Below are 13,189 nucleotides of genomic sequence, written 5' to 3' on the forward strand. Positions count from 1 at the left end.
CGGCATTTGCCTGCAGCGCAGCGAACATCTGGTGATCGCGCTGTTGGCGACGCTCAAGGCCGGTGGCGCGTATCTGCCGCTGGACCCGGCGCAGCCGGCCGAACGCCTGCAGCAGTTGCTAGACGAAGCCGCGCCCGTCGCTGTGCTGACCGAAGCGGCCCTGGAAGCGCATCTGCCGGCGAGTTCGCTGCGCTGCCTGGTGCTGGATCGCGACGCCACGGCCTCGGTGCTGGCCGATACCGATTTGGACCCTGCCGATACCGGCCTGGGCGAGCGCCACCTGGCCTATGTGATCTACACCTCCGGCTCGACCGGGCGGCCGAAGGGGGTGATGAACGAGCATCGCGGGATCGTGAATCGCCTGCACTGGATGCAGCAGGCTTACGCGCTGACCCCGCAAGATGTCGTGTTGCAGAAGACTCCGTTCGGCTTCGACGTGTCGGTCTGGGAATTCTTCTGGCCGCTGATGATCGGCGCGCAGCTGGTGCTGGCGAAGCCGGAAGGGCATAAGGACCCGGCCTATCTGGGCGAACTGATCCGCGCCGCCGGGGTGACTACCCTGCATTTCGTGCCCTCGATGCTGCAGGTGTTTCTGGCCCGGCTCGACGCGGTGGCCGGCTGCGCCAGCCTGCGCCGGGTGGTCTGCAGCGGCGAGGCCTTGCCGGCGGCGCTGGCGCGGCAGTGCCGCGAGCGCCTGCCGCAGGTGCGTCTGTACAACCTGTACGGGCCGACCGAGGCGGCGGTCGACGTCACCGCCTGGGACTGCAGCGAGGCCGATGTCGACACGGTGCCGATCGGGCGGCCGATCGCCAACACCCGCATCTACCTGCTCGATGCGTCCCTGCGTCCGGTGCCGGTGGGCGTGGTGGGCGAGCTGTACATCGGCGGGGTGCAGGTGGCGCGCGGCTACCTCGATCGCCCCGAACTGACCGCCGAGCGCTTCGTCGCCGATCCGTTCGAAGCCGGCGGACGTCTGTACCGCAGCGGCGACCTGGCGCGCTGGCGCGAAGACGGCGCGATCGAATACCTGGGCCGCAACGACTTCCAGGTCAAGCTGCGCGGCCAGCGCATCGAGCTGGGCGAGATCGAGGCGCAGTTGCGCGCGCTCGACGGCATCGCCGATGCGGTGGTGGTCGCTCGCGAAGACCGGCATGGCGCGCTGGCCCTGGTCGCTTACGTGGTGCCGGAAGCGGGCGCCGAGGCGTCGCCGGCCGCGTTACGCGAGCGGCTGGCCCAGCGCCTGCCCGAGTACATGCTGCCGGGCGCCTATGTCGCGCTCGAGGCCTTGCCGCTCAGCGGCAACGGCAAGCTCGACCGCAAGGCCCTGCCGGCGCCCGGCGACGCGGCGTTCGGCCGCAACGACTACGAGCCGCCGCAGGGCGAGGTCGAGCAGGCCCTGGCCGCGATCTGGTCGCAGCTGCTCGGCATCGAACGCATCGGCCGCCACGACGGCTTTTTCGCCCTCGGCGGCCATTCGCTGCTGGCGGTGCAGCTGCTGGAGCACCTGCGCCGGCGCGACTGGTCGATCGACGTGCGCGCGGTGTTCGCCCAGCCCGAACTGGCGGCGATGGCCGCCGCCGTGCGCCGCGCGGCCGCGCCCGGCCAGGGCGAGGTCGCGGTGCCGCGCAACGCCATTCCGGAGCGATTCGACGAATCGTCCAACGAACAAGAAACCGAGGAGTTCAGACTGTGAATGCGGAAGTCTCGAGTATGCAGGCCCTGGACGCGAAGGCGCTGATCGGCCTGCTCGAACAGCGCCAGGTGCAGGTGCGGGTGGAGCAGGGCGAGTTGGTGGTAAAGGCGCCGCGCGGAGTGTTGACGCCCGGCGTGATGGCTTCGCTGAAACTGCACAAGCAGGCCTTGTTGCAATGGGCCGCGGCCAACGGCGAGCGGGTCGCGCCGGCGTCGCCGGCGCCGCAGATCACCCCGCAGATGCTGCCGCTGGTGCGGCTGGAGCAGTCCCAGATCGACCGCATCGTCGCGGCCACCCCGGGCGGCGCCGGCAACATCCAGGACATCTATCCGCTGGCGCCGTTGCAGGAAGGCATCCTGTTCCACCACTTGCTGCAGCAGCAGGGCGATGCCTATCTGACCCGGCTGCTGATGAGCTTCGACAGCCGCGAGCTGCTCGAACGCTTCGTCGCCGCGATGGACGAGGCGATCGCGCGCCAGGACGTGCTGCGCACCGCGGTGCAGTGGGACGGCCTGGCCGAGCCGGTACAGGTGGTCTGGCGACGGGCGCGGCTGGAGGTGGAGACGTTGGAGTTCACGGGCGATGCGCAGCCGCAGTTGCAGGCCTACGCCGATCCCGGCCGCTACCGCCTGGACGTGCGCCGCGCGCCGATGATGCGCGGCTTCGCCGCCTACGACGCGCTAGGCCAACGCTGGCTGCTGCAGTTGCTTTACCACCACCTGGTCATGGATCACGTGACCCTGGAACTGCTGGTGCAGGAGGTCGGCCTGATCCTGCAGGACCGCCGCGGCGAACTGCCCGAGCCGGTGCCGTTCCGCAACTTCGTCGCCCAGGCGCGCCTGAACGCGCGCGAGGACGAGCACGAACGTCATTTCCGCGCGGAACTCGGCGACGTCGACCAGCCGACTGCGCCGTTCGACCTGCTCGACGTGCAGGGCAACGGCGCCGATGCGGTGCAGGCCAAGCTGCGCCTGGACCCCGGGCTGAGCGCCGACCTGCGCCGGGTCGCGCGCAATCGCAGCGTCAGCGCGGCGAGCGTATTCCATCTGGCCTGGGCGCAGGTGCTGGCGCGCTGCAGCGGCCGCGACGATGTGGTGTTCGGCACCGTGCTGTTCGGCCGCCTGCAGGGCGGCGCCGGCGCCGACCGCGCGATGGGCATGTTCATCAATACCCTGCCGCTGCGCGTGCGCCTGCAAGGCCGCAGCGCCGGCGAAGCCTTGGCCGACACCGCCGCCGGCCTGGCCGAACTGCTGCGTCACGAGCACGCGCCGTTGACCCTGGCCCAGCGTTGCAGCGGCATCGCCGCCAACACGCCGCTGTTCTCGGCCCTGCTCAACTACCGTCATAGCCGCGACGAGGGCGCGGCTGAGGCCGATGAGGGCATCGCCGGCATCCGCCATCTCGACAGCCGCGACCGCACCAACTATCCGTTCGTGTTGCATGTCGACGACTACGGCGACGGTTTCGGCGTCACCGCCGAGATCGTCCAGCGCGTCGAGGCCGCGCGCATCGCCGAGTGGGTGCGCGAGGCGCTGGTGCATCTGATCCAGGCCCTGGAGCAGGCGCCGGATACGCCGGTGCTGGCGCTTGAAGTGCTGCCCGCCGGCGAGCGCGAGCAAGTGCTGCAAAGCTTCAACGACCGCCGCCGCGATCACGCCGGGCAGGGCGAGCTGGTGCATGTGCTGTTCGAACGCCAGGCCGCGGCGACGCCCGACGCGATCGCGCTGGAGTTCGGGCCTGAGCGGCTGAGCTACGCCGAGCTGGAGGCGCAGGCCAATCGCCTCGCCCGGCATCTGCGCGGGTTCGGGGTGGGGCCGGACCAGCGCGTCGCGGTCTGCCTGGAGCGCGGCCCGGCGATGGTGATCGCGATCCTGGCCGCCTTGAAGGCCGGCGGCGCCTACGTGCCGTTGGATCCGACCTATCCGGACGAGCGCCTGGCGCACATGCTGCGCGACAGCGCGCCGCGCGCTCTGCTGACCCAGGAACGGCTGCGAGATCGCCTGAGCGTCGCCGACGGATGCGAATGCGTACTGCTCGACGATAGCGCCGATGCGCCCCGGGGCTCGTCGGACGCATCGCCGCCGCAGACCCCGGAGCTGGGCGGCGAGCACCTGGCTTACGTGATCTATACCTCCGGCTCGACCGGCCTGCCCAAGGGCGTGGCGATGCCGCACCGCGGCCTGGTCAACCTGCTGGCCTGGCAGCGCGGACCGCTGCCGGAGCCGGCCCGGACCCTGCAGTTCGCCGCGCTAGGCTTCGATGTCGCGTTCCAGGAGATCTTCAGCACGCTCGCCAGCGGCGGCACCCTGGTGCTGCTGCACGAGGAGCTGCGCCAGGATTTGCCGGCGCTGGCCGACTGGCTCGGCGAGCAGTCGATCGAACGCTTGTTCCTGCCCTACATCGCGCTCAACGCGCTCAGCGAACTGTGGTCGCAGCGCGAGACGCCGCTGCCGGCGCTGCGCGACCTGATCGTCGCCGGCGAGCAGTTGCGCATCACCCCGGCGATCCGGCGCCTGTTCGAGGGCCGCAGCGGGGCGCGCCTACACAACCATTACGGTCCGACCGAAAGCCACGTCGTCACCGCCCACACCCTGTCCGGCCCGGCCGGACAATGGCCCGACCTGCCGCCGATCGGCGCGCCGATCGACAACAGCCGGATCTACCTGCTCGACGCGCAGGGCCGGCCGGTGCCGCGCGGTGTGGCGGGCGAGATCCACATCGGCGGCGTCCAGGTCGCCCGCGGCTACCTGCAACGAGCCGACCTCAGCGCCGAGCGCTTCCTCGCCGACCCCCATGCGGCGGCCGAGCCGGGCGCGGCGGCGCCGCGCCTGTACAAGACCGGCGACCTGGGCCGCTGGCGCGACGACGGCACGATCGATTATCTGGGCCGCAACGACTTCCAGGTCAAAATCCGCGGCTATCGCATCGAGCTGGGCGAGATCGAGGCGCGTCTGGCCGAGGTCGATGGCGTACGCGAGGCAGCGGTGATCGCGCGCGAGGACGTGCCCGGCGACAAGCGCCTTGTCGCGTACTGGGTCGGCGACGCCGGAGCGGCGCTGGACCCGGCCGAGCTGCGGGTGCGACTCGGCGCGGTGTTGCCCGACTACATGCTGCCGGGCGCGTTCGTGCCGCTGGAGGCGCTGCCGTTGACCCCGAACGGCAAGCTCGACCGCAAGGCCTTGCCGGCGCCGGACGGACTGGCCTTCGTCCATCGCGCCTACGAGGCGACCATCGGCGAGATCGAAACCACGCTGGCGCAGATCTGGTGCGAACTGCTCGGGGTCGAGCGGGTCGGCCGCCACGACAATTTCTTCGAACTCGGCGGGCACTCGTTGCTGGCCGTGCGCTTGATCTCGCAGTTGCGCGAGCGGCTCGGCATCGAGCTGCCGCTGTCGGCGTTGTTCACCCATCCGCAGTTGGCCGAGTTGGCCCAGGACGTGGCCGAAGCCGGGCAGAACACGCTCAGCGCGATCGCCCGCGCCGACCGATCCAAGCCGCTGCCGATGTCGTTCGCGCAGCAGCGGCTGTGGTTCATCGCCCGGGTCGACCCCGAGGCCAGCAAGGCCTACCACGTGCCCGACGCAGTGCGGTTGCGCGGCCCGCTCGACGTGGCCGCGCTGCAGGCCGCGTTCGACCGCATCATCGAACGCCATGAGGTGCTGCGCACGCGTTTCGTCGGCATCGCCGGCCAGGCGCTGCAGGTGATCGACGAACCGCGCGGCTTCGCCCTGCGTCGCGAAGACCTGCGCGGCGCCGGCGACGCCGAACTGGAAGCGATCTTGCGCGAAGAAGCGCTGCGTCCGTTCGACCTGGCGCTGGGGCCGCTGATCCGCGGCCGCCTGCTCGAGTTGGGCCAGGACGATCACGTGCTTTTGGTCACGATGCACCACATCGTCTCCGACGGCTGGTCGGGCGGGGTGCTGGCGAACGAGTTTTCGAGCCTGTATCGCGCATTCCGCGAAGGCCGCCCCGACCCGCTGCCGCCGCTGGCGATCCAGTACGCCGATTTCGGCATGTGGCAGCGCCAGTGGCTGCAAGGGCCGTTGCTGCAGCAGCAGCTGCAGCAGTGGGTGCAGCAGTTGCGCGGCGCGCCGAGCCTGCTCGACCTGCCGACCGACCGACCGCGTCCGCCGATCCAGGACTACCGCGGCGCCAATGTCGAAATCGCCCTCGACGCCGAACTCGGCGACGGCCTGCGCGCGCTCAGCCAGCGCCACGGCACCACCTTGTACATGACCATGCTGGCGGCCTGGGCGGCGGTGCTGAGCCGGCTCAGCGGCCAGGACCAAGTGGTGATCGGCAGCTCGCATGCCGGCCGCAGCCGGGTCGAGGTCGAGCCGCTGATCGGCTTCTTCGTCAACACCCAGGCGCTGAAGATCGACTTGTCCGGCAGTCCCAGCGTGCGCGCCTTGCTGGCCCAGGCGCGGCAGACCGCGGTGCAGGCGCAAAGCCTGCAGGACGTGCCGTTCGAGCGCCTGGTCGAAGCCTTGAATCCGCCGCGTTCGCTGGCCCACCATCCGGTATTCCAGGTCATGCTGTCCTGGCACAACACGCCCAAGGCCGAGCTCGATCTGGCCGGCTTGCAGGCGCAAAGCCTCGGCGGCGGCCCGGACAGCGCCCAGTTCGAACTGTCGCTGGAGCTGCGCGAAAGCGAGGACGGCATCGGCGGCCAGCTCAACTACGCCAGCGCGTTGTTCGACGAGGCCACCATCCGCCGTCAGTGGCGCTGCCTGGAGGCGATGCTGCGCGGCATGGTCGCCGACGACAGCCAGCCGGTCGACCGGATCGACTTGCTCGACGCGGCCGAGCGCGAGCTGGTGCTGGAAGGCTTCAACGAAAGTCATGTCGCCGCCGCCGAGCCGGTGCTGGTGCATGCGCTGATCGAGCGCCAGGCCGCGGCGCAGCCGGGCACGACAGCGATCGAATACGGCGGCGAGCGCCTGAGCTACGCCGAACTCAACGCACGCGCCAACCGGCTCGCCCATCATCTGCGCGGGCTCGGCATCCGCCCGGACGACCGGGTCGCGGTCTGCGCCGAGCGCAGCCTGGAACTGGTGGTGGCCTTGCTGGCGGCGCTCAAGGCCGGCGCGGCCTATGTCCCGCTGGATCCGGTGTATCCGGACGAGCGTCTGGCGCACATGCTCGAAGACAGTGGAGCGGTCGCGTTGCTGACCCAGCAAGGCCTCAGCCACCGCCTGCAGGCGCCGCCGGTCTGCAGGCGGCTGCTGATCGACGATCCGCAACCAGCCTGGGCGCAGGCTTCGGCCGAGAATCCGGACCCGGCCCAGATCGGCCTGACTCCGGCGCACCTGGCCTACGTGATCTACACCTCCGGTTCCACCGGCACGCCCAAGGGGGTGATGGTCGAGCACCGCAACGTCGGCTACTTCCTGCACGCGATGGAAGCCTGCATCCACGGCCTGGCGCCGGATTGCCGGCGGGTGGCGTGGAACTCCTCGTTTGGCTTCGACATGGCGGTCAAGGCCTGGGGCCAACTGGCCCAGGGGCGCAGCGTGTACCTGTTGCCGGAAGCGGCGCGACTGAGCGCGGACGACTTGCTCGGCTTCCTCGAAACCCACGCCATCGAGGCGATGGAATGCACGCCTTCGCATCTGCGCCTGATGCAGGGCGCGGGCCTGCTGCAGGGACGCGCACCCAGCCTGCGTAAGCTGCTGCTCGGCGGCGAAGCGATCGACTCGGCGACCTGGGGCGCGCTGGCCGCGGTCGAGGACCGGCTGTTCTTCAACATGTACGGCCCGACCGAGTGCAGCGTCGACGCCAGCTGCGGCGTGATCGACGGCCGCCGGCCGCATATCGGCCGGGTCATGCCGGGCGCGCGGATCTATCTGCTCGACGAGGCCGGCCATGCGGTGCCGGTCGGCGTGGCCGGCGAGATCCACATCGGCGGCGCCGGCGTGGCCCGCGGCTATCTGGATCGCCCCGAACTGACCGCCGAACGCTTCCCGCGCGACCCGTTCGCGGCCGATCCGCAGGCGCGCATGTACAAGACCGGCGACCTCGGCCGCTGGCGCGAGGACGGTACCCTGGAGTATCTCGGCCGCAACGACTTCCAGGTCAAGCTGCGCGGGTTCCGGATCGAGCTCGGCGAGATCGAGGCGCGTCTGGCCTCGCAGCCGGGCGTGCGCGAGGCGGCGGTGATCGCCCGCGAGGACAGTCCCGGCGACAAACGCCTGGTCGCCTACGTGGTCGGCCTCGCCGGCGCGCCGACGCCGGATCCCGCGCTGGATCCGGCGCAGTTGCGCGCCGGGCTGGCGTCGCAACTGCCCGAGTACATGCTGCCGTCGGCGTTCGTCAGCGTGGACGCGTTGCCGCTGACTCCGAACGGCAAGCTCGACCGCAAGGCCTTGCCGGCGCCGGACGGGCAGGGGCTGGCGCTGAGCCGCTACGAGCCGCCGCAGGGCGACGCCGAACTGGCGATCGCGGCCTTGTGGTCGGAGCTGCTCGGCGTCGAACAGGTCGGCCGCCACGACAATTTCTTCGATCTCGGCGGCTATTCGCTGATGGTGTTCCAGGTCATCGAAGGCCTGAAGCAGAAGGGTTATGAAGTCGCGCTGCAGGACGTGCTGTTGGCGCAGCGGCTGAGCGAACTGGCGGCGCTGATCGACCGGCCGCGCGGCGGCTTCGCCCACGAGCAGTGGGTGACGATCCGCAAGGGCGGTGCGGCGCGGCCGCTGATCTTCGTCCACGAGCCCAGCGGCGAGGTGCTGGCCTACGAGCGTCTAGCCCGGCACATCGGCGCCGAGGTCGGCCTGTACGGCATCCGCGCGGACTACCGCCAGGTCCACGCCGACAGCCGCAGCGAAGACATCGCCGCCGGCTATGTGCGGCTGATCCGCGAAGCGGTGCCGCAAGGGCCGTACCGCCTGGCGGGCTGGTCGGCCGGCGGCGCGCTGGCCTACGAGGTCGCGCAGCAGTTGCTCGCCGCCGGCGAACGGGTCGAATTCCTCGGCCTGATCGACAGCTGGTACCGCGGCGACGGCGAGCGCGGCGTGTCCGAGCTCGGCCTGCACGACAAGAAGCTGTTGCTGGTCGCGTTCGCCGAATACTACGGGCGCAAGCTGCAGGCGGCGGAAGTCGAACGCCTGCTCGGCGCCGAGGATCTGCCGGCGGCAGTGGCGCTGGCGCGGCGCGAGGGCTGGCTGAAGAAGGACATGAGCGCGCAGGAGTTCGAACAGCGCGCGCAGCTGTGGTTCGACCTGCGTGCGGCCGCGCATCGCTACTACGCGCAGCCGCTGGCGGTCCAGGCGCATCTGTTCGCGGCGCACCCGACCGAGGCCGGCGACCCGGCCAACGGCTGGGGCGACGTGCTCGGCGACCGCTTGCAGGTGCATCCGATCGGCGGCGATCACTGGAACATCATGATGCGGGCCGAGCTCGCGGATCGGGTCGGCGCGGCGATCGGCGCGCAACTGGCCCGGCTCGACGGCGCCGAACCCGCGCCGGTGCCGGAGCCGCCCGCGGCCGGCGTCGCGGTCGTCATCCGCCACGGCCGCGCCGGCGGGCGCAAGGTGTTCTGCCTGCCGGGCGCCGGCGCCAACGCGACCTCGTTCCTGGATTTCGCCGCGCTCAGCCCCGGCGACGCCAGTTACATCGGCCTGGAGGCGCCGACCCTGATCGGGCGCGAGGGCGAGCCGCCGACGCTGAGCGAAGCGGCGCACCGTTACGCGCAGGCCATCCGCGCTTTGCAGCCGGACGGGCCGTATCACCTGATCGGCCATTCCTTCGGCGGCTGGGTCGCGCTGGAAGTCGCGCGGATCTTGCTCGAGGCCGGGGCCGCGGTCGCGCCGGTGGTGTTGGTCGACAGCGAAGCGCCGCGGGTCGAAGGCCACGGCGGCCGCGAGCACGCGCTGGGCGAGTACTTGAGCCTGATCGGCCTGCAAGGCGCGCACGGGCACGGCCTGAACGCGCAGTCGCTGGCCGCGTTGACGCCGGAACGGCAAGCCGAGAGCGTGTTCGAGGCCATGCGCGGCGCCGGTCTGTTGCCGGCCACGGCGCGCCTGGAGGACTTCGCGCCGGTGCTGGAGATGTTCTGCCGCCAATGCGCGATCGGTTACCGCCATGAGCGTCCGTTCGGCGGTCTGGCGGTGCTGGTGCGGGCGGTGGACGGCGACCGCGACGAGGCGGTCGATGTCCAGGCCTGGCGCCGCTTCGAACCGGAGCTGCGCGGTTTCGACCTGAGCGGCAGCGATCACCTGTCGGTGCTCAAACCGCCGCATGCGCAGCGGTTGATCGAGATCGTCGGCCGCCACTGGTACCTGGGAGGATGAGCATGAGCGAAGCCGCCAGCTCGCAAGCCGCCGGCCCGATCGAAACGCCGCCGTCGGCGGTCGCCGACGGTCTCGGCGAGGGCTTTCCGCATCTGGTCCGGGCCGAACCCGGCGCGGAGGACGCCGTGGCCTGGCTGGAACAGGCCATGCCGCGGCTGGAACCGCAGCTGCACCGTTGCGGCGCCCTGTTGTTCCGCGGCTTCGCCCTGGGCGACGCCGAGGACTTCCGCCGCGCGGTCGCGGCGATGGCGCCGCAACTGCGCGACTACACCGGCGGCACCTCGCCGCGCAGCCGGGTGGCCGAAGGCGTCTACACCTCGACCGAGTATCCCAAGCACCTGGAAATCCCGCTGCACAACGAGATGTCCTACAGCGTCCGCTGGCCGCAGCGGCTGTACTTCTTCTGCGCGGTCGCGCCGCAGACCGGCGGCGAAACCCCGATCGCCGATTCGCGCCGGATCCTGCAGGCGATGCCGGCGCAGATCGTCGACGAGTTCGAACGCAGGCAACTGACCTACGTGCGCAATCTGGCTTCGGCGCAATCGCCGTACAACGCCTGGAGCAAGGCCTTCGAGACCCAGGACCGCGAGCAGGTCGAAGCCTATTGCCGCGAGATGGATATCGGTTACGAATGGCAGCGCAACGGCGGCCTGCGCATCCACGAGCGACGGCCGGCGACGCGTCTGCACCCGGCGACCGGCGAGCGGGTGTGGTTCAACCAGGTGCATCTGTTCCACGCCTCGAACACGCCGATGGGCGGCGCGCTCAGCGCGCAGATCGAGGCCGGCTTGCCGATGGCCGCGTACTACGGCGACGGCGGCCGGATCGACAACGCCACCCTGGCCAGCGTACGCGAGGTGCTCAATGCGCACCGGCGCGGCTTCCGCTGGCGGCAGGGCGACCTGCTGGTGGTCGACAACCTGCTCGCCGCGCACGGCCGGCTGCCGTTCGACGGCCCGCGCCGGATCCTGGTCGCCATGTCCTGAACCGCTTTCTTTCGACTCTCCTTTCTCACCGACGCGAACACGACCATGAAGATCACCTCCGCCAAACGCGAAGCGCTCGCGCCCTGGATCCGCCAGAACCGCCAGATCATCGACGACGCATTGTGGGACGACGGCTACGTGCTGTTCCGCGGCTTCGATGTCGGCGGCCTGGACGGTTTCGAGGAAAGCGCGGCCAGCGCCTGCGATTCGCTGTACAAGCATTACGGCGACCTGCCGCTGGCCAGCGCCAGCGAGAACGTCTACTTCGCCACGCCGTACCCCAAGCACCTGGAAATCCAGTTCCACAACGAGGCCTCGCACACCCATACCTGGCCCTCGCGGCAATTGTTCTTCTGCCTGGAGCCGGCGCCGGAAGGCGGCGAATGGACCCTGTCGGACGGGCGCCGGGTGATCGAGCGTCTGCCGGCGCAGATGCTGGAGCGCTTCCGCGAGTTGGGGCTGGTCTACCGGCGCCGCTTCATCCGCGGCCTGGACGCGTCCTGGGAGCAGTTCTTCAAGGTCGGCAGTCTGCAGGAGTTGCGCGACAAGATCTCTCCGACCGGCCACGAGATCGATGCGCCGTCGGAGAACGACGTCACCGTGTCCTACCGCACCCACGCCTTGCTGCATATTCCCGAGCGCGGCACCGAGGCCTGGTTCAACCAGATCCTGCTGCATCATCCCGACGCTTTGCCGGCCGAGGTCGACAGCCTGCTGCGCAAGCATTTCCAGCGCGATCAGTTCCCGCGCACGGTGTTCTTCGGCGACGGCAGCCCGATTCCGGCCGAGTGGGTGCGCACCATCGACCGGGTGCTGAGCGAATGCTCGGTGCGGATCCAGACCCAGACCCACGACGTGCTGTTGGTCAACAACCTGCTGTTGGCGCACGGGCGCCTGCCGTACAGCGGCAACCGCCAGATCCGCGTCGCCCTCGGCGACATGCGCGACCACGCCGTCGCATCCGCAGCCGCATCGGCCGCCTGAGCCGCGGCCGCCCACCCTCGGAATCACCGCATGAGAACCCCGGCATGATCAAACGCCAGCACGTCGTCAACGACTTCTTCCCCGAGGCCGAAGCCATGCGCACGGCCTACGACGGCAAGGTCAAGAACGCCTACCAGCAGACCGTCCATTGGCAGTACTTTTGCGAGCCGCAGATGTACACCTACCTGCGCACGGTGCCGCAGCAGGTGATCCCGGAGGCGCTGTGGGGCCGCTTCAGCCAACACCTGAAGCAGTGGTGCATCGACCACGTCGGCCTGATCCCGACCGGCGCGCCCAATCTGCACCTGATGGTCAACGGCTGTACCCTCGGCCTGCACAGCGATTTCCACAACGGCACCTGGGGTTTCGTGTTCTCGCTGACCCGCTGGGACACGCGCAAGTTCTCCGGCGGCGAGACCTTGCTGATGCGCGACGGCGTGCCCAGCTACAAGAAGCACCACGTCCAGGGCGAGGTGCTGTACGAGCTGGTGCCGGCGCAGTTCAACCAGTTGCTGCTGTTCGACGACCGCATCGTCCACGGCACCCAGACCATCGAAGGCAGCATGGATCCGCTCGAGGGGCGCCTGGCCCTGGTCGGCCATCTGCGCGCGACCTCGCCGGTGGTGGCCGGTCCGCTGGATGCCGCCGCCGCGCGCAAGACCGTGTTCGAGTTCCACCGCGCCCTGGCCGAACCGGTCAAGCCCTACAAGGACGTGCAGGGGGTGATGACCTTCCGCCTCGGCGTCGGCGCCGACGGCGCGGTGGAGTCGACCACGGTGCTGACCGACAACTTCGTCACCGCGCACAGCGGCTACGAAGCCAACGAGGACGTCGCCGCGGTGCGGGCCTTGGTGCTGGAGGCCGCCGCCAAGCTGCACTTCGCCGCCGCTTCCGGGCCGTCCAAGGTCACCGCCGCGGTATTGCTGCCGTTGCCGGACCTGCGCCCGATCGAGATCTCGATCGCCCATGCCGGACGTCCGGCCAAACTGCAGGAATCGCTCAAAGCCCAGCTCAAGCAAGGCGAGGCGCTGGGGTTCCAAGTCGACGTGCAAGGCGACGGTTTCGCGGTGCGCGAACCCCTGGCCGGCACGATCCGGATCGAACCCGGCCGCATCGTCGCCTCGTTCGATCCGCCGATGTGGGTGCCGTCGCAACGCGATCACTTCCAGGCCGCGCTCAGCGAGAACCTCGGCATGCTCGCCAAGTACGGCGGTTGAGCGGGTCGGGCAGGGCATGAC

Annotated in this window: 5 protein-coding genes (1 of these 5 running past the window's edge); all 5 read left to right on the forward strand. The window is 70.1% G+C overall.

The window, feature by feature from the left end; translation table 11 throughout:
- Tightly spaced (at most 45 nt apart), the 5 genes in view from K4L06_RS17910 to K4L06_RS17930 form a layout consistent with a single transcriptional unit that may run on beyond the window.
- On the forward strand, window positions 1–1,693 hold the 3' portion of the coding sequence (locus K4L06_RS17910; protein WP_221672684.1) for a non-ribosomal peptide synthetase. It extends 1,817 nt beyond the left edge of the window; only the last 1,693 of its 3,510 coding nucleotides appear in the window; its start codon lies beyond the left edge, outside the window; it ends in the stop codon at window positions 1,691–1,693.
- Window positions 1,690–9,981: a non-ribosomal peptide synthetase gene (locus K4L06_RS17915; protein ID WP_221672685.1), complete on the forward strand. Its 8,292-nt coding sequence runs from the start codon at window positions 1,690–1,692 to the stop codon at window positions 9,979–9,981. The genes K4L06_RS17910 and K4L06_RS17915 overlap by 4 nt, the downstream gene beginning before the upstream one ends.
- Before the next feature lie 2 nt (window positions 9,982–9,983).
- Entirely contained in the window at window positions 9,984–10,967 is a 984-nt protein-coding gene (locus K4L06_RS17920) for a TauD/TfdA family dioxygenase (protein ID WP_221672686.1), read from the forward strand.
- A 45-nt stretch (window positions 10,968–11,012) separates the two neighbouring features.
- Window positions 11,013–11,951: a TauD/TfdA family dioxygenase gene (locus K4L06_RS17925; protein ID WP_221672687.1), complete on the forward strand. Its 939-nt coding sequence runs from the start codon at window positions 11,013–11,015 to the stop codon at window positions 11,949–11,951.
- 44 nt (window positions 11,952–11,995) lie between these two features.
- Complete coding sequence (locus K4L06_RS17930; protein ID WP_221672688.1) at window positions 11,996–13,168, forward strand: hypothetical protein; 1,173 nt, start codon at window positions 11,996–11,998, stop codon at window positions 13,166–13,168.
- The last annotated feature ends 21 nt before the right edge of the window (window positions 13,169–13,189 follow it).

Origin of the sequence: Lysobacter sp. BMK333-48F3 (assembly GCF_019733395.1) — a bacterium.
Classification (GTDB): Bacteria; Pseudomonadota; Gammaproteobacteria; order Xanthomonadales; family Xanthomonadaceae; genus Lysobacter.

What these genes read in the sequence shown, in the direction of transcription:
- K4L06_RS17920 (WP_221672686.1), top strand. Translation starts at nt 9,984, where the DNA reads ATGAGCGAAGCCGCCAGCTCGCAAGCCGCCGGCCCGATCGAAACGCCG.
- K4L06_RS17925 (WP_221672687.1), top strand. Translation starts at nt 11,013, where the DNA reads ATGAAGATCACCTCCGCCAAACGCGAAGCGCTCGCGCCCTGGATCCGC.
- K4L06_RS17930 (WP_221672688.1), top strand. Translation starts at nt 11,996, where the DNA reads ATGATCAAACGCCAGCACGTCGTCAACGACTTCTTCCCCGAGGCCGAA.